Origin of the sequence: uncultured Campylobacter sp., from assembly GCF_938045595.1 — a bacterium.
GTDB lineage: Bacteria > Campylobacterota > Campylobacteria > Campylobacterales > Campylobacteraceae > Campylobacter_B.
The window spans coordinates 1-15,693 of the sequence record NZ_CALIBB010000124.1 but is presented as its reverse complement, the minus strand read 5'-3'; the positions used below and the strand labels follow the sequence as shown (position 1 = coordinate 15,693).

Below are 15,693 nucleotides of genomic sequence, written 5' to 3'. Positions count from 1 at the left end.
CCATCCCGTTGGGAATTGAAACTAGTTTTCCTAAGCTTTTCAAGTAGCTTCATACCGTAGAATTCCATCCCGTTGGGAATTGAAACGCACTATCAGGATTTGACATACTTTTATCCAGGGGTAGAATTCCATCCCGTTGGGAATTGAAACGCTCTATTTGGGCTACGTCTTTATCTTGTTCGTCTTGTAGAATTCCATCCCGTTGGGAATTGAAACTCATCTGACGCTTGTGCCACTTCTCGCAACCTACTTTGTAGAATTCCATCCCGTTGGGAATTGAAGCACTCTTTGCGTCGGCAAGTATAGCTGGGTAAAGGGTAAAATTCCATCTTGTTTGTAATAGCTGCCAGAACCGATCAAAAAAATCAAATCCCAAAAGCTTCGATTATAAAATTTCATTCTATCCCCGTTTTAAAATTTAATGTGCCGTTCTATAAGATGCCTGTTTGTGCAAGCCGGTTCATCTTTACGGCATAATATGCAAAATTTTATAAAATTTTATGTTTATTTTATGCAGTATTCTGTATAATTCACACGGATAAACGAAGTATTTTGCTATTTTTACTTATGAATAACACTATTTTTATTCATTTTATACGATTTTATGTATAATTAACGAATAAATTTGTATAATTTTCATATGTTAGAAACGAGCGATATATTCAACATTTTGCACAATGCCGTCGAAGCCAAAAACAACGGCAAAAAGATCTCGCACGCCGCGATGGCGCAGAGGTTAGGCGTGTCGATGCGGACGTATCAGGACTGGCGCTTGGGCACGACCAAGCCGCAGGCCGCGACCGCGATATGCCAGATGTTGTGCGAGCTCGATAGCGACGACGCTGCGTTTGTGCTGCATAAGATAAAAAAACTTATAGGAGAGTAGAGTGCAAAACATTACTTTGCAAGAAAAGCTGGATCTACAGGGCGTCTTTCGCGTGATTTATGAGAAAAAAGAATCGAAATTCGCGATTTTTTATAAGGCACTTTTGAAGAAATTTTTTAGAAATTTTAAAAAATAATTGGCGGAGGCATTTAATTATTATACTTTATGTAACAAAGGCAGTAGTATCTATTAAATTTAGATGATTTTTCCTTTTTATTGACGACCGCGCCGATATTCTTTGTTTTGTAGTTTCAAAGGTTACTGCCGAATTCTGCTTTATAAAATTTTTTCCATCTTTCTGCCTCTTTGGCATCATCTAATTTAATTTTAAATTCTATACTTTGGCTCATGATCTTAAATTTATGGCGTAAATTTAATTGAAATTAATGCAGAATTCCTTCTTTAACCTAGCTTTTAAGATCCCTAGCGTGCATTTTTACAAATATTTTGGAATTTGCTACTAAATGAGTTGCATTTAAATCTATTTATATTGTGGCAAATATACAGTTCGTTAAAATTTTAATCTATAAGTAACTTCAAAATTTTATTCGTAACCTATAAATTTAATATATTTGGTGGGCAAATTGAAACCGAATGAAATTTCACATAAGTGCCCCATTCTGTATCTTATCCCAGCCGCAACTAATCTTTTAAATTTTCTAGCGAGATGAGAATTCTACCCATTCCTGCCGCAAAAGGTGTATCGCGTAAATCCGTTTTGATTTCAACAAGATGAATTCTACCGCCTACGCAAATCGTGCAATAAGCCCATTTATACGTTTCAATTCCCAAAGGATAGAATTATTCCACATTCCTGCGGGACGCTATAAAATGCAGTGGCAGAAGTTTCAATTCCCAACGGGATGGAATTCTACTTGTCAAATATGGGTCTAGCATTTGCACAATGAAATTGTTTCAATTCCCAACAGGATGGAATCTTGCTAAAGATTTTAAATGAAAAGCTGTAAAATCCAATGCGTTTCTATATATTAGGACATAAATTCCTAATGAGCAATTCCCAGCAAGCCTCCCTAGCAAGTAATCTTCATTGGCAAGATTTAGCCTTTTTTCTTATCCTTCTTGTTCTTGCGAGAGGGGCTTTCCAGCTTGCGCCAAGCCTCGCTTTTTTGGCTATCCTCCATTAGCACTATCTCCCTGGCGCCGTTTCGCACGAGGTTTGGATCCACCGCAAGCTCCTTTGCATCGATCTTTTCGGGATAGTCTATGCGCGAGAGTATGCAGCGAAAGGCGTTTAGCCGCGCGATCTTTTTGTCGTTGCTATCTAGGATCGTCCACGGCGCAAACTCGGTATTTGAAGCGAGCAGCATCGAGTATTTTGCGAGCGTGTATTGATTCCACAGCTCCTGCGATCTCGCATCCACCGGCGAAAGCTTGTATTGCTTCAGCGGATCGGTACGGCGCGATTCAAAGCGCCTTTTTTGCTCCTCTTTGGAGACCGAAAAGTAAAATTTAAACAAAATTATCCCTGCACTTACCAAAAGCTCCTCAAATTTAGGCACTTGACGCAGGAAATCTTTGTGTTCGGCGTGGGTGCAAAAGCCCATCACCGGCTCGACCATCGCGCGGTTGTACCAGCTGCGGTCAAAGATCGTGATCTCGCCGCCGCTGGGTAGGTGCGCGACATAGCGCTGGAAATACCACTGCGTCTTTTCGACATTGCTCGGTTTTTCGAGCGCTACGATACGGCATCCGCGCGGATTTAGATGCTCGGTTAAACGCTTGATCGTGCCGCCTTTGCCCGCCGCGTCGCGCCCTTCCATCAAAATTAAAATTTTTAAACCTTTTTCTTTTACGAATTTTTGTAGCTTCAAAAGCTCGATCTGGTATCTCTCAAGCAGCGTTTCGTAGTCTTTGAACGAGATTTTTTCGTACTTTGAGCTTTTAAATTCTATCTCTTTCAGTGCTATTTCGCCTGTTTCGGTTTTGATCTCTTTGCTCATATCGCCTCCTAAAAATTTTAAGGAATTTTACAAAAAAGTTCTTTAGATTACACTATAAATTCATACTTATTACGTTAGAATGTAGGAAAAAATTTCAAAGGATAAAATTTGATCAGATCACTGATTTTGGCAGCGTTTTTTCTTTTAGGCTTGGGCGCCGAGCCCCTAAAGCCCTCCGATGCGTTCAAGCTTAACGTGGCGGCGCAAAGCGATGGCGTAACGTTAAGCTTTGATATCGCGGACGGGGTCTATCTCTATCAAAACGAGATAAAAATTTTCATCGGCAGTGCGGAGGTGACGAATTTAATAAATCTGCCCGCCGCGACCGAATACAAGGATTATAAAATTTACGAGGGCAAATTTAGCATCGCCGTGCCTTTAGGCCTCGTACTTGCAAATGCCGCAGACAGCGATGATTTCGTACTTAACGGCGATTTTTTGGGCTGCACGAAGTCGGGCTTTTGCTATCAGCCGCAGCAGTTCGGCTTTAGCTTCAAGCGCGTGGTGGAGGGTTATAAGATCAGCAAAATTTCAAACTCCGAGCTGAAAAGATACCGAAGCGGCGCAAATTCCGCGCATATTTCTGACACGTACAGCGCACAGAGCGGGAATTTAAATTTTGAAAGCAATACCGCAGCTTCGGGCGCCGCGGCAAATTCTGAGGCAAACTCGCAGGCAGCGGCAAATTCCGCGGCGAGCTCGGCGGAAAGCGCTGCGGTAAATTCCGACGAAACCTCCGCGCAAAAAACTTCTCGCGGCGCAAATTCCATCTCCGAACAGGATAAAATTTTAAACGTTCTTAGCGGCAAGAGCTTCATCGCGGCGATCGCGCTGTTTTTCGGCTACGGCGTGCTGCTCTCGCTAAGCCCTTGCGTCTATCCGCTCATCCCGATCCTCTCGTCGATCATCGTGGCAAAAACCTCCTCGAAGCCGAGCGCGAAAACGAGCCTCGCCGTAAGCCTCGCGTATATTTTTGGGATGGCGAGCTCATATGCGATTTTAGGGGCTTTCGTAGCTGTTTTCGGGCAAAATTTACAGGGCCTGCTGCAAACTCCGCCCGCGCTGATCCTAACCTCGCTCATATTCGCCGCGCTCGCGTTTTCGATGTTCGGATTTTATGAGATCCGCTTGCCTGCGCGCTTTCAAAGCTTCTTAAATAGCAAAAGCGAAAATGCTGGCGGTCTGATCGGAGTTTTTTCGATGGGGCTTATCTCGGCGCTCGTCGTATCGCCGTGCATCTCCGCTCCGCTTGCAGGCGCGCTCGTTTACATCGCGGGCAGTGGCGACGTTCTGCTGGGCGCGGCGGCTCTTTTTGCGCTGGGGCTCGGAAGCGGCGCGCTACTGCTTGTGGTGGGGCTCGGCGGCGCACTGCCTAGACCCGGAGCTTGGATGGAGGCGGTACCTAAAATTTTCGGCTTTTTGCTGCTTTTTACGGCGGTGTGGATTTCGCGCACGCTCATCGGCGAAAATTTAAGCCTGCTGATTTACGCGGTTTTAGGCGCGATCTTCGCAGGATTTTTGGGGCTGTTTGACGGCGGCGCGGGCGGTATCAAGCGCGCTTTAGCCCTCGTAATCGCGCTGTATTCGGCGCTGCTGCTCGCGGGCTTTGCCAGCGGTGCGAAAGATTTTTCCAGGCCGCTTGGTAATCTAATCCCGCAAAGCACGAGATATTCCAGCGGCGGCCCCGGCGGCGAGAGCTTGCAAGCAGGCGAAATTTCTCGCGCTAGAAATTTAAGCGGCGCGCATTTTTCGTTTGTGCGCGATCTGGCGCAGCTGCAGGGCGAAATAGAAAATTCCAAAAAGCCCGTGATAGTCGATTTTTGGGCTAGCTGGTGTAAAAATTGCGAGCAGAGCGAGCGAGCGTTCGCAGATCCCGCTCTTGCGGGCGCTCTTGATAAATTTAGCCTTTTAAAGATCGATCTTAGCGAAGATAGCGAGCAAAATAGAGCGATAAAAGCGCATTTTAACGTATTCGGCCCGCCTACGATTCTGTTTTTTAAAGAGGGCGCCGAGATTGCGAATCTGCGCCAGATCGGTAGCGTAAATTCCGAAAAGCTAGCCGAAATTTTAACCGAAATTTAGTGAAATTTAGATAGATTTCAAACAAAATTTAGTTTTAAGGATTGCGCGATGATAAGCAAAAATAGGGCTACGAAAGAGACCAAAATCGAGCTTGAGCTGGAGCTTTACGGGCGCGGCGCGGCGCAGATACAAACGGGCATCGGTTTTTTCGATCATATGCTTAGCGCGTTTGCCAAGCACGCGTGGATCGATCTGAATCTGCGCTGCGAGGGCGATTTACAGGTTGATTTTCACCACAGCGTCGAGGACTGCGGCATCGTGCTCGGAAGCGCGATCAAAGAGGCGATCTATCCCGCGCAAAACATCGAACGCTTCGGCGATAGCGTCGTCGTGATGGACGAAGCCGCCGTAAGCGCCGCGCTTGATTTTTCCAACCGCGCGTTTTTGGTATTTGATTGCCCGAGCCTAAAGCGCGGTAAGATCGGCGAATTCGACGCCGAGCTCGTGGAGGAATTTTTCCGCGCTCTGGCTTTCAACGCAAATTTAACGCTGCATCTAAGCCAGATCCGCGGCGAAAATCTGCATCACGTAGCAGAAGCCGCGTTTAAGGCGTTTGCCGTCGCATTTCGTCGCGCGATAAGTATCAACGAGCGCGCCGGCGTGCCTAGCACTAAGGGCGTTTTATAGCGGTAAATGCGCGCTAAATTTAACAAAATTAGCAATTCGCGGTTTTGAAATTTTATCGGCGCTTGAAATTTTACTCTCGCCGCTCGCTTAAAATCCGCGAAATTCCGTCTTTGCTAGAATGAATTTGCAAAGACGCGCCGCTTGGCTGAAATTTTAAACCAGCGGCGTGCGTATAGGCTGTCTAAAATTTTGCGCTCGCATTGCGTTGAAATATCGCTTTGCGTATTAAATTTTGAAGGTGAGATATGGATTCTTTCTCGGTTTTTATTTTCCTTTTGTTCGCGCTGCCGATCGTTTCGTTTATTTGGTTTGTCGTGCGTTTAGTAAAATTTATCAGATCAAAAAACGAACCCGCGCGCCGCAGAAAGGATAAAATTTTTCTGATCCTCTCTGCGCTTGCGCTTGCGTGTTCCACGGGCGCGGTGGTCGGCTTTTTATGGCTGCTTAACAGCGCGCTTGCGCATATGTGAGACACAAAATGAGCGATGAAATTTTTCAAAAAACGATCGCCGTAATATTTACGGCTTGGGCGATTAGCGTTTGCGCGCTAGTCGCAGCGGCGCTATATCTTCAGAGTAAATGCTCGATCATCTCCTATATCGCAAACGGAAACTAAGATGAAGCGTGCAATTATCGCCATTTTTCTGGTGTTTATCTTGGCGGCTTTCGATTTTGCGTTTTACCGCCTCGTCGTGAAGCGATACGTAAATCAAAGCAGCGCCGAGATGCAGGCCAAATCGATCGAGCTGCATAAATTTCTGCCGTTTGAGCAGGACTCGCAGATCGTGCGGGTTAACTCTAGCTTAAAACTTAGCGGCGATCTGCCTATAATCGACGGCGCAGCGGCTTTGTATCCCATCTTTTCGGCGTTCGTCGCGGCGAACTATCCGAAGGAAAGCGTGGAATTTGACGGGCAAAATTTCACAAATGTTAGCAGGCTTAAATTTAGCAATACCCGCGGCGCATACAAGGCCATAAGCGACGGCGAGGCGGATCTCATTTTCGTCGCCGCCCCTTCGAAGCAGCAGCTTGATTATGCGCGCGAAAAAGGAGCGAACTTGCGCTTTGTGCCGATCGGGCTGGAGGCGTTCGTCTTTATCATAAATGCGAATAATAAAATTTCAAATTTAACCGTGGATCAGGTGCGAGGGATCTATTCTGGGGAGTTTGACGATTGGTCGCAGCTAGGCGGCGAGCGCATGCGAATAGATGCCGTGCAGCGAAATGCGGGCAGCGGCAGCCAGAGCGCGTTTTTGAAATTTATGAGTAAGACGCAGCCCAAGCGTAAGATCACGGGCTTTTTCGGCAGCGCTATCGGCTTTTCGTTTCGATACTACGTCGAGGGGATCGTGCGAAACGGCGGCGTGAAGATGCTTAGCCTAAACGGCGCGTATCCGAATAAAGAAAATATCGCTAGCCGCAAATACCCGCTCGTAGCCGAAATTTACGCGGTTTACGATGAAAACAACAAAAACGAAAATATCCGCACGCTGATAGATTGGATCCTTTCGCCGCAGGGGCAAAGCATCATCGAAAATAGCGGCTACGTGCCGATTAGAGGTTAAATTGGTACTGATCGCGGCAGTTGTGATTTTAGTTAGTTTGCAGCTTTTAAAATTACCGCTTGTAAAATAAAATTTGTACACCAAATCGCATTGGCGTAGCAAGAAAGGAAATGTATGGATTTTTTATCGTTTTGCTTTGATAATTTTTGTATATTTATCTATGTAGCGCCACTTCTTTGCGTTATCGTTTGTATATTTGGGCTTCGCTCTAGCTATAGCGGTGCAGATCGGCAGAGGCTGGAAATGGATTTAACTATCGCTGGGATCCTATCTTTAATTATATACGGTGCGACGTTGTGTGCACTTCTATCGCCCACTGGAGCTTTATTTATGCTTATATTTAGTCCTGCTTCTATAGATTACGAACAAATCATTCTTAAAGTCGTGAGGGCGGTTATATTTATGACCCCGATTATAGTTTTTATCTCAAATTTGATTCAATTTATTAAAGACAGAACGAGGTGTAGGGCAAGAAATCTCGCCATTACTGCAGTCGTAGCGATCGTCGTTGCGGTCGTGTTATATTGGCTTTCATTACACAGTCTTACGGCCGAATAAAACGCAAATTTAACCGAGTCGAGTGTTTGAGATTCGACGATACACTTTGACATGTCTGCACTATGCAAAGATTTCAAAATAGCGGCTACGTGCCGATTAAGGGCTAAGATCGCAGCTTAAATTTATACGGCGTTTGCCAAAAATTCAGCCAAATTTCGTTAAAATCACAAAATTTCAAAAAACGGAAAACGAAGTGATAAAGATCATATTTTTAGACGTAGACGGCTGCCTTAGCGACGGCGGGCTGTACCATTCAAACGGCGGCGAAGAGATGAAGAAATTTAACGTAAAAGACGGGTTCGGCATCCAGGAGTGGCAGCGGCTGGGGCTAAAGGTCGCGATCATCACCGGCAAAAGCTCGCAAATCGTCGCAAACCGCGCGCGCGAGCTAAAGATCGATACGCTCTTTCAAGGCGAAAAAGACAAGCTCTCAAGGGCGGAGCAAATTTTAAAAAATTTTAACCTAAGCTTCGATGAGGCCGCCGCGATCGGCGATGATATAAACGACGCGAAGCTTTTAAATGCAGTCGCGATCAGCTTCAAGCCCGCCGATGCGCTAAGCTCGCTAAAAGCGGACGTCGCGCTAAGCAAAAACGGCGGCTGCGGCGCGGTGCGCGAGATGATCGAAATACTCGTCGATAAAAACGGCATGCGCGAAGAGTGGAATAGCAAGTGGCTGTAGTTTTGCAAGTGAGCGTGAGAGAGCCTGCGAGAGGCAAAATTCCGCGCAGATCAAAGAGGACCGAGCGATGGTGATAAAAATTTTCTACGTCGCGATTGCGATCTTTTGCGTCGCGATGGTGTTTTTAAGCGTGCAGACGCCGTATTTTAGCGATATGTTTAGACAGGATCTAAGCATTGCGAATATGGAGATGAAAAAGATCGTCGATTATCAGATCGGCGAGCGCGTGGATGCTAAATTTACCGCGGACGGCGGCACTCGCTATAAGGATCGCGACGAGTTTGTAAATTTTAAAGCCGAGGAGATTAGCGCAGATCTAAATCACACTTTGGTTTCAAAGACCGCGACGCGCGCAGGCGAGCTGATAAAATTTAACGGCGATGCGCACTACGTAAATAGCAGAGGCTTTGATTACACGGCGCAGGAGATCATCTACGATACGAGTAGCAAGATCGTCCGCTCCGACGTGCCGTACGTGCTACGCCAAGGCGGCGACCGCATCACGGGCGCAAGCATCAGCTACGATACTAAAACCAAACAAACAAACTCAAAAGGAATCCACGCATGGTATTTAATAAAAGATCAAAACTCCACAAACTAATACTCGCAGCCGCGCTAATTGCGGGCTCCTGCGCGACTACTCTTAACGCCGCGCAGGAGCAGGTCGAGGTCACGGCGGATAATTTTTTCGCCGACGAGATCAAGCAGATCAGCGTCCTAACAGGCAACGTCCGCATCAAAAAGGGCGCTTACGATACGCTAAATTCCGATAAAGTGACGATCTACTTCGACGCCAAGCGCCAGCCTACCAAATACGTCGCGACGGGAAATGCAAATTTTAAAATTTTACTCAATCAAAAGCATTACGACGGCAAGGGCGGCGTGCTGACCTACGATCCGACTATCGAGGCTTACACGCTCGAAAACAACGCCTATCTGCACGAAGCCGAGACCAAAAAGGAGGTTTACGGCGATAAGATCATCGTAAATCGCCAAAAGGGCACCTACGAAGTAAAAAGCGGCGGCGGCGAGAAAAAGCCCGTGCGTCTGATCTTTCAGGTCGAAGATCAAAACAAATGATCTATCCTAGCAGCGCGCAGTTTATCACCTCCGCCGCAAATATCGCGGGTGCGCCCGAGTTTGCGATGAGCGAAGTGGCGTTTTTGGGGCGTTCCAACGTCGGCAAAAGTAGCCTGATAAACGCGCTTACTGGGCGCAAAAATCTAGCCAAATCAAGCTCGACGCCGGGCAAAACGCAGCTGATAAATTTCTTCGAGGTTAAATTTAAACAAAAGCTTGCCGCAGACTCGGACGGCTCGCAAAATGAAACATCGCTAGATTTAGCAAGCAAAGAGGCTTTAAGCTCGGCTGCAAATTGTGCGCAAGATCACGCGGAGGCTGCGGCGTCTGAGCGAAATTTAAAGCAAGATTGCGTTTTAAATTTAAAAAGCGCCTCGGCGGATTTTAGATCGGATCGCGAGACAGATCTTGCGGCAGGTTTTGCGCCGAATTCCGCGCAAAACTCCGAATTAAATTTTACAGGTAGATCAGCGCTAAGCTTAGCGGGCAACCCCGCTTTTTCGGATCTTGCGAGCTTGGGTGAAAATATCTCTTTGATCTTCGTGGATCTGCCCGGGTTCGGGTACGCTAAGGTTTGCAAAAAACTGCATTATATCTGGCAGAAAAATCTCGACGAATTTATCAAAGAGCGCCTAAATATCAAGCTTTTCGTCCATCTCATCGACGCGAGGCAGTTTGATCTTGCGATAGATAAAAATTTGCAAAACTATCTCGCTAGTTTTCTGCGCGGCGATCAAAAGGTCGTGAGGCTCTATACCAAAGCCGACAAGCTCAACCAAAGCGAGCGTGCAAAGCTTTTGAGGCACGATCCGCAGGCGGTTTTGGTCTCTACGCTAAAGGGCGGCGGGCTACAAAAAGCGCGCGAAATTATCGTGCGAGGGGCGTTTGGATTATGAAATTTCTAAATTTAAATACGTTAAATTTTGCGGCACAGAATTTCAAAATAATTAAATTCAGCGGATATAAAATGCGCCGCCAAGATCGCGCAAAGATTAGGGAAAATTTTAGATGATATGGCTAAAAAAGGCGCGCCTTTGCGACATTTCGCGTATGCAGGAGCTCGTAAAAGAGGAGGTTCAAAACGGCGTAATCTTGCCGCTTGAAAGCGATGAGATCGCATCAAATATCCGCTCATACGTGCTGGCGTTCGGCTGCGATTCTAAGGCGGATACGAGCTTTTATTCCAAAGAGAATTCTGATTTAAATTTAGCGCACGGCTCGGATTTAAATTTAATCCAAAGCTCCGCCGAAAATTTTGCCGAAATTACTTCTGAAAATTCCGTCGAAGATGCCGCGGGTAATTTTGTGCCGCAACTAGCTACGTCTCAAAATAGCGCGCCACGAAATAGCGCAGCGCAAGTCGTATCCGGAGCAGGCTGCGCGCAAGCCGGCAAAGAGCAAATTTTGCGGAGCGAATATTCGCAAAGCGCGGGCGTTTTTCAAAATGATCTTTCGCGGCTTTGCGAATCGCAGTCCGCAAAAAATGCCGAAATTTTAGCGGGCTTTGCTTCGCTTAAAATTTTTAACGCAGATCTTGCCGAGGTGCGCTCGCTCATCGTCGCTCCGCAGTTTCGCAGGCGGGGCATTGCCAGAGCTATCGTAAATGAGCTGCTAGACGAGGCGAGATTTTACGGGCTAAAAAGCGTATTTACGCTCACCTATCAAAAGGAATTTTTTGGGCGCCTCGGTTTTACCGAAATCCCAAAGGATGAGCTGCCCGCGCAAAAAATTTGGGCCGATTGTATTAAATGCAAAAAGTTTCCGGTATGCAACGAAATCGCACTTATCTATACCTTATAGCGGACACGCTTTTTAGCGCGGGAGTTCTTTTTTACCTGCTTCTAAGTGCGGTGTATAGGGGGCTGCCGCCACTAATTGGATTTTTTTTCACGGCGATGGTGGTGCAAAAATATGAAAACGACGTGAAATTTAAAAAGTTCGGCTTTACCTGGTTTTTCTCTATTTTTTATCTGTTTTGCGCCGAGCAGATCCACGGATTTAACCTATTTAGCGTGGCTATCGCGTATTGTATATTTTATTTCGTGGTCTATGAAAACTCATTTAAATATATTAAATTTAGAAATTTTTTGATCTGCTTTTACGTGATGATTAGCTATGTTTTGGTCTTTGTGGTGAGCAACGCGATCTCGGCGATTAAAAAGAGCGAGTATCTGCCTCTAAGCGGCGAGTATTTAAATTATATCGTGATTGAAATTTTGCTTGCTCTGCTCTTTTTTAAGGGGCGGCTGGTATGAGGCTAAAGTTTGTATTCGTATTCGTGATACTATTTTTTAGCATGCTTTTGGTTAGAATTTATTATCTTTCGATCAAATCAAACGAATTCTACGAGCAGGTCGCTAAAAATAACGTCATCTCCACCGAATACATCCCGCCGGTGCGCGGTCAAATTTTAGATGCCAAAGGCCGCCCGCTCGCGATAAACAATCTCGGCTTTTCTCTATCGATCGCGCCGCATCTAAAAGACGCCGCGCTGCAAAGCGAGCTAAATAATATCTCGCACTACTTCAAAGATCTCAATGTCACCGCGATGAGTAAGAGCTACAAGGACGCGAATTCCGCTTATAATCAAGACTTTATCGAAGTCGTGCCGTTTTTGGACTACAACGCCACGATACAGCATTTCGCGAGCTTGAGCCTGCACGAAAATATTAAAATTTCGCCCGCTTCGCAGCGCTTCTACCCTTACGGCGCGCTTGCTTCGCACATCATCGGCTACGTAGGCCGCGCCAATAAAAAAGATATCCAAAGCAACCCCCTAAGCGCGCTTACCGGATACAACGGCAGAAGCGGCGTCGAGGGGTATTATAACGAGCTTTTGCAGGGCAGCAAGGGCGAGCGCAAGACGAAGGTTACGGCGCTAAATCAGGTCGTAGAGGAGATCTCGATGCAAGAGCCCAGCAGTAGCGAAATTTCGCTTACCATCGATCTTGAGCTGCAAAAATACCTCGAGGAAATTTTTAAAGATAAAGACGGCGTAGCGATCGTGATGGATCTGCGCGACGGCGCCATCATCGCGGCGGGCAGCTTCCCCGAGTACGATCTAAACACCTTCGTAGGCGGAATTTCGCAGACGCAGTGGGACGAGCTGATAAAAGACCCGCGCCATCCGTTTACGAATAAGCTCGTAAATGGCCTCTATCCGCCGGGCTCTGTAATCAAGATGGCTGTGGGGATGAGCTTTTTAAACAGCGGCAAGATCAACGAGAACTGGAGCGTATTTTGCAGTGGCGCGATAGAGCTTGGAGGGCGTAAATTTCGCTGCTGGAAGAGCTGGGGTCACGGCCGCGTGAGCCTAGTAGAAGCGATTAAGGGTAGCTGCGACGTGTATTTTTACGAAGGCTCGCTGCTAGTGGGGATCGACTATATGTCCGCGTATCTGCAGCGTCTGGGTTTCGGTAGCAAAACGGGCGTCGATCTGCCCAATGAGTTTGTAGGCACGATGCCTAATAAGGCCTGGAAAATGCAGAAATTTAAGCGCGCGTGGTATCAGGGCGAGACGGTCAATGCCTCGATCGGCCAGGGCGACGTGCTCGTCACCCCTATGCAGGTGGCGAAAAACACCGCGCAGATCGCCTCGGGCAAGGCTATCACGCCGCATTTTTTAAAAAGCATCGACGGCAAGCCGGTGGAATTTACCCCTACCGAGCTTTTCACTCCGAAAGAAAAGGCGCAGTTGCCCCTCGTGCGACGCGGGATGTATGAGGTCGGTAACAACCCCGACGGAGGCACTGCCTACAAGCTCATCCATACCGCGGTCGTGCCTCTAGCGGTCAAGACCGGCACCGCACAGGTCGTGGGCATCTCGCAGACCACCAAGAAGCGAATGAAAGAGGCTGATATGGACTACTTCCACCGCTCGCACGCTTGGATGACGAGCTTTGGACCGTACGACAAGCCGCAATATGCCGTAACCGTGCTCGTAGAACACGGCGGCGGCGGCGGAAGCGCGGCAGGTCCCGTGATAATGCAAATCTACGAGAAACTCGCTCAGATGGGCTACATCGACGCTAACGCAACTACTAGCAAAGACAGCGCAAAGAAAACGAAGTAGAGCGGAATTTTAAAATTTTATGAAACTTGGAGGGGATAGAATTTTATTTCACTATTACGGGTTTGAAATTTTAAAATTTAGCGCGGTGCGGAGACTTTGAAATTTAGAATTTTACCCATCCTTCGCAGATTTAAATTTTAAATGCACCATAAGAATAAGGCGGTAGAATACGCCAAAATATCTTTTTATAAAAATGGGGAAATTCTATGCGAGATTACGACAAAGAGCCGATAGTGATAAAAAATGACTATTTGTTAAAAAGTAAATTAACAGTAGGAATTTTTTTCCTGATATTCGCATTAGTATTCGCCATTAGATCTATTTTTCCTATTGAAAGTTTCTTTAGTAGTAGTTTTAGAAAAGGCGAGCTAGCTCTTTGCATATTTATATTTTTCAAAACGATTTTTGGAGATTTTGCAATGCTGAAAGGTATGCTGGTAAATGACTTACAAATTAGAATTTTTGAGAAAATAATAGAATGCGACTATGTGGATTTCGCGGGGAATTTAAAGGTTCTAAAAATCCAGCTTACGGAGCATACAAAGATAACGTATTCATACTTTCCATGTTTTGGAGAAACTGCAAAACTTGATAGTAAAACTTTGATGGATAAATTTACGTATATAACAAATCTTGCAATGGCTATCATCATAAACTTTATATTTATAATTATCTTTCAATGCTTAAATTTCTTAGGAATAAAAAAATACTATATTTTTGATGATAACGGTACTATGATATCAGTAAAACAGAATAAATTACTTGTTGATAGATTCGGTAAAGTTCCTTTCAATAAGCGAACCTTGATGATATCTTTAACTAACTACAATTCAAAATTTTTTGATAAGGATAAAAAATAATTCTAATTTTAACGGTATCAAATTAGGTGAATAAGTAGAATGAAAATTTTAGCTTACGATCGCAACGGGCAATATAGACGATGGCAGCGAAGGGCTTAAATTTTGATGATAAATTACGACAAAGTGTTTTTAAAAGTACCGAAATGAAACGCGATATAAAAGCCGAATTGATCTTAAAGGCTATAAATTAGGGGCTAGGGTGATAAAAGAGTTCATTAAAAAATGTTTTGAGCTAAAAGGGGTAAGGATTTTATTCTGGATCGCCTTACTCTTTTTTACTGTAGACTGCTTGGGCGTTATATTTGCCAGCATAGACGCGGTTTTTTTGGCGGAGTATAGCGGTTACGATATCGCGAATCCGCTTTCTATCGTTATGAAAGCTTTTGAACTAACGTGGCATGAAGAAGCGAGCGATAGCGAAAGCGATATTTTCGGCGCTATGGTATTGTATCTATTTTGCGCGACGGTAATTTTGCCTCTAATCATCTGCTGCTTCGTATTTTCTAAAATAAAGGCTTTTATTCTGCTGGATAAAATATCCGGCGCATCTGCATTTTTTATAAGTCTATTTTATACTTATTTGCTAGCTGTGATAGTCCTAACAAGAGCCGATTTGACCTTGTTGGGTCATCTGTTTGATCGCTCAAATTTTAATTTTAGCATAATGATTATAAGCGCTTTATCATCGCTAATAATTGCGTCCGCGATGGTTTTTATTCTAAAAAGAAGAGATAAAATTTAATGCGGATAAGTTTATGAGATCATCTTTTTTCGGCTAAATTTTACGTAAATTAATACGTAAAATTTTATGAATAGAGCTTGAGATATGTAAATTTAAAAGTGTTAAATTTGAAACGATCTTAGAATTTTGCCTCCACTTTAGATTTAAAATTTTAAGTTTTGAAGCTTGAAATTCCAATCATCGACTTCGATTTTTAAAATTCTAATCCTACCCGCCTTTTTAAATTTTATAATCTAAAATCCTTGCGCTTTTGAATCCTGCAGCTCAAAGTCGCTGCTTCTTAAATTTAAAATTCTAAGCTCTGAGATGCGGAGCCTTGCTCGATAAAATTTTAAAATTTCAAGTCCAGAATTTTATTCGGTAAAAATTTTATCGGGTAGGATTCGGCTCGGTAAATTTTATAGAATGCTACTATGGGAGAGGGAAAATGAGATTTTAAATAGAGTATTTCAATTCCCAATGGGATGGAATTCTACCCGATCTTCAATAGACTTGACGCGATAGTTGAGCTGTTTCAATTCCCAACGGGATGGAATTCTACTATTTTACATTTTTTATGTCTTTTATACATTTATTGT

Annotated in this window: 17 protein-coding genes, 1 pseudogene and 1 CRISPR repeat array; of the genes and pseudogenes, 17 read left to right on the top strand and 1 reads right to left on the bottom strand. The window is 44.9% G+C overall.

Annotated features, from left to right (window positions below):
• Nucleotides 1-56: 56 nt before the first annotated feature.
• Nucleotides 57-345: a CRISPR direct-repeat array (repeat unit 28 nt; unit sequence GTAGAATTCCATCCCGTTGGGAATTGAA).
• A 295-nt stretch (nt 346-640) separates the two neighbouring features.
• Nucleotides 641-886, top strand: coding sequence for a helix-turn-helix transcriptional regulator (locus Q0340_RS05350; protein WP_040303199.1), 246 nt, complete (start codon nt 641-643; stop codon nt 884-886).
• A 1-nt stretch (nt 887) separates the two neighbouring features.
• Nucleotides 888-1,022 (top strand): hypothetical protein, encoded by a 135-nt coding sequence (locus Q0340_RS05345; RefSeq protein ID WP_297989991.1) that lies wholly within the window; start codon nt 888-890, stop codon nt 1,020-1,022.
• 922 nt (nt 1,023-1,944) lie between these two features.
• Here Q0340_RS05345 and ppk2 read toward each other — a convergent pair.
• Entirely contained in the window at nt 1,945-2,847 is a 903-nt protein-coding gene (gene ppk2, locus Q0340_RS05340) for a polyphosphate kinase 2 (RefSeq protein WP_297879905.1), read from the bottom strand.
• A gap of 108 nt (nt 2,848-2,955) precedes the next feature.
• Here ppk2 and dsbD point away from each other — a divergent pair, with 108 nt between their 5' ends.
• The 15 genes and pseudogenes from dsbD to Q0340_RS05260 all read left to right on the top strand — a co-directional run bounded on the left by dsbD (nt 2,956) and on the right by Q0340_RS05260 (nt 15,115).
• The gene (gene dsbD, locus Q0340_RS05335; RefSeq protein WP_298082469.1) at nt 2,956-4,929 is read left to right on the top strand and encodes a protein-disulfide reductase DsbD; all 1,974 of its coding nucleotides are present in this window, start codon (nt 2,956-2,958) and stop codon (nt 4,927-4,929) included.
• 48 nt (nt 4,930-4,977) lie between these two features.
• Nucleotides 4,978-5,556 (top strand): imidazoleglycerol-phosphate dehydratase HisB, encoded by a 579-nt coding sequence (gene hisB, locus Q0340_RS05330; protein ID WP_297896113.1) that lies wholly within the window; start codon nt 4,978-4,980, stop codon nt 5,554-5,556.
• A gap of 245 nt (nt 5,557-5,801) precedes the next feature.
• Complete coding sequence (locus Q0340_RS05325; protein ID WP_298082468.1) at nt 5,802-6,026, top strand: hypothetical protein; 225 nt, start codon at nt 5,802-5,804, stop codon at nt 6,024-6,026.
• Nucleotides 6,027-6,034: 8 nt separating this feature from the next.
• Nucleotides 6,035-6,172 carry a hypothetical protein gene (locus tag Q0340_RS05320; RefSeq protein WP_005869117.1) on the top strand — a complete coding sequence of 46 codons (138 nt, stop codon included), beginning with the start codon at nt 6,035-6,037 and terminating at the stop codon, nt 6,170-6,172.
• 1 nt (nt 6,173) lies between these two features.
• A complete protein-coding gene (locus Q0340_RS05315; protein WP_298082467.1) occupies nt 6,174-7,121 on the top strand; it encodes a substrate-binding domain-containing protein in 948 nt (315 codons plus the stop codon).
• Nucleotides 7,122-7,235: 114 nt separating this feature from the next.
• A complete protein-coding gene (locus Q0340_RS05310) occupies nt 7,236-7,679 on the top strand; it encodes a hypothetical protein (RefSeq protein WP_298082466.1) in 444 nt (147 codons plus the stop codon).
• A gap of 193 nt (nt 7,680-7,872) precedes the next feature.
• The gene (locus Q0340_RS05305) at nt 7,873-8,361 is read left to right on the top strand and encodes an HAD-IIIA family hydrolase (protein WP_177389116.1); all 489 of its coding nucleotides are present in this window, start codon (nt 7,873-7,875) and stop codon (nt 8,359-8,361) included.
• Between the two features lie 67 nt (nt 8,362-8,428).
• Complete coding sequence (lptC, locus tag Q0340_RS05300; protein WP_297944378.1) at nt 8,429-8,962, top strand: LPS export ABC transporter periplasmic protein LptC; 534 nt, start codon at nt 8,429-8,431, stop codon at nt 8,960-8,962.
• Nucleotides 8,926-9,441 carry a lipopolysaccharide transport periplasmic protein LptA gene (gene lptA, locus Q0340_RS05295; protein ID WP_298082465.1) on the top strand — a complete coding sequence of 172 codons (516 nt, stop codon included), beginning with the start codon at nt 8,926-8,928 and terminating at the stop codon, nt 9,439-9,441. The genes lptC and lptA overlap by 37 nt, the downstream gene beginning before the upstream one ends.
• Nucleotides 9,438-9,680, top strand: a pseudogene (locus tag Q0340_RS12350) (GTPase); the annotation flags it as partial. The gene lptA and the pseudogene Q0340_RS12350, both read left to right, overlap by 4 nt.
• A gap of 769 nt (nt 9,681-10,449) precedes the next feature.
• Complete coding sequence (locus Q0340_RS05280) at nt 10,450-11,241, top strand: GNAT family N-acetyltransferase (protein ID WP_363317250.1); 792 nt, start codon at nt 10,450-10,452, stop codon at nt 11,239-11,241.
• 101 nt (nt 11,242-11,342) lie between these two features.
• Complete coding sequence (locus Q0340_RS05275; protein ID WP_298082463.1) at nt 11,343-11,696, top strand: hypothetical protein; 354 nt, start codon at nt 11,343-11,345, stop codon at nt 11,694-11,696.
• Complete coding sequence (gene mrdA, locus Q0340_RS05270; RefSeq protein WP_298082462.1) at nt 11,693-13,513, top strand: penicillin-binding protein 2; 1,821 nt, start codon at nt 11,693-11,695, stop codon at nt 13,511-13,513. The genes Q0340_RS05275 and mrdA overlap by 4 nt, the downstream gene beginning before the upstream one ends.
• A gap of 233 nt (nt 13,514-13,746) precedes the next feature.
• A complete protein-coding gene (locus Q0340_RS05265; RefSeq protein ID WP_298082461.1) occupies nt 13,747-14,373 on the top strand; it encodes a hypothetical protein in 627 nt (208 codons plus the stop codon).
• 199 nt (nt 14,374-14,572) lie between these two features.
• Nucleotides 14,573-15,115, top strand: a complete 543-nt coding sequence (locus tag Q0340_RS05260) for a hypothetical protein (protein WP_298082460.1) — start codon at nt 14,573-14,575, stop codon at nt 15,113-15,115.
• Nucleotides 15,116-15,693: the final 578 nt, after the last annotated feature.

Coding starts and splice junctions, on each gene's coding strand:
- Q0340_RS05350 (WP_040303199.1), top strand. CDS start 641: ATGTTAGAAACGAGCGATATATTCAACATTTTGCACAATGCCGTCGAA.
- ppk2 (WP_297879905.1), bottom strand. CDS start 2,847: ATGAGCAAAGAGATCAAAACCGAAACAGGCGAAATAGCACTGAAAGAG.
- hisB (WP_297896113.1), top strand. CDS start 4,978: ATGATAAGCAAAAATAGGGCTACGAAAGAGACCAAAATCGAGCTTGAG.
- Q0340_RS05325 (WP_298082468.1), top strand. CDS start 5,802: ATGGATTCTTTCTCGGTTTTTATTTTCCTTTTGTTCGCGCTGCCGATC.
- Q0340_RS05320 (WP_005869117.1), top strand. CDS start 6,035: ATGAGCGATGAAATTTTTCAAAAAACGATCGCCGTAATATTTACGGCT.
- Q0340_RS05315 (WP_298082467.1), top strand. CDS start 6,174: ATGAAGCGTGCAATTATCGCCATTTTTCTGGTGTTTATCTTGGCGGCT.
- Q0340_RS05310 (WP_298082466.1), top strand. CDS start 7,236: ATGGATTTTTTATCGTTTTGCTTTGATAATTTTTGTATATTTATCTAT.
- lptC (WP_297944378.1), top strand. CDS start 8,429: ATGGTGATAAAAATTTTCTACGTCGCGATTGCGATCTTTTGCGTCGCG.
- lptA (WP_298082465.1), top strand. CDS start 8,926: ATGGTATTTAATAAAAGATCAAAACTCCACAAACTAATACTCGCAGCC.
- Q0340_RS05280 (WP_363317250.1), top strand. CDS start 10,450: ATGATATGGCTAAAAAAGGCGCGCCTTTGCGACATTTCGCGTATGCAG.
- mrdA (WP_298082462.1), top strand. CDS start 11,693: ATGAGGCTAAAGTTTGTATTCGTATTCGTGATACTATTTTTTAGCATG.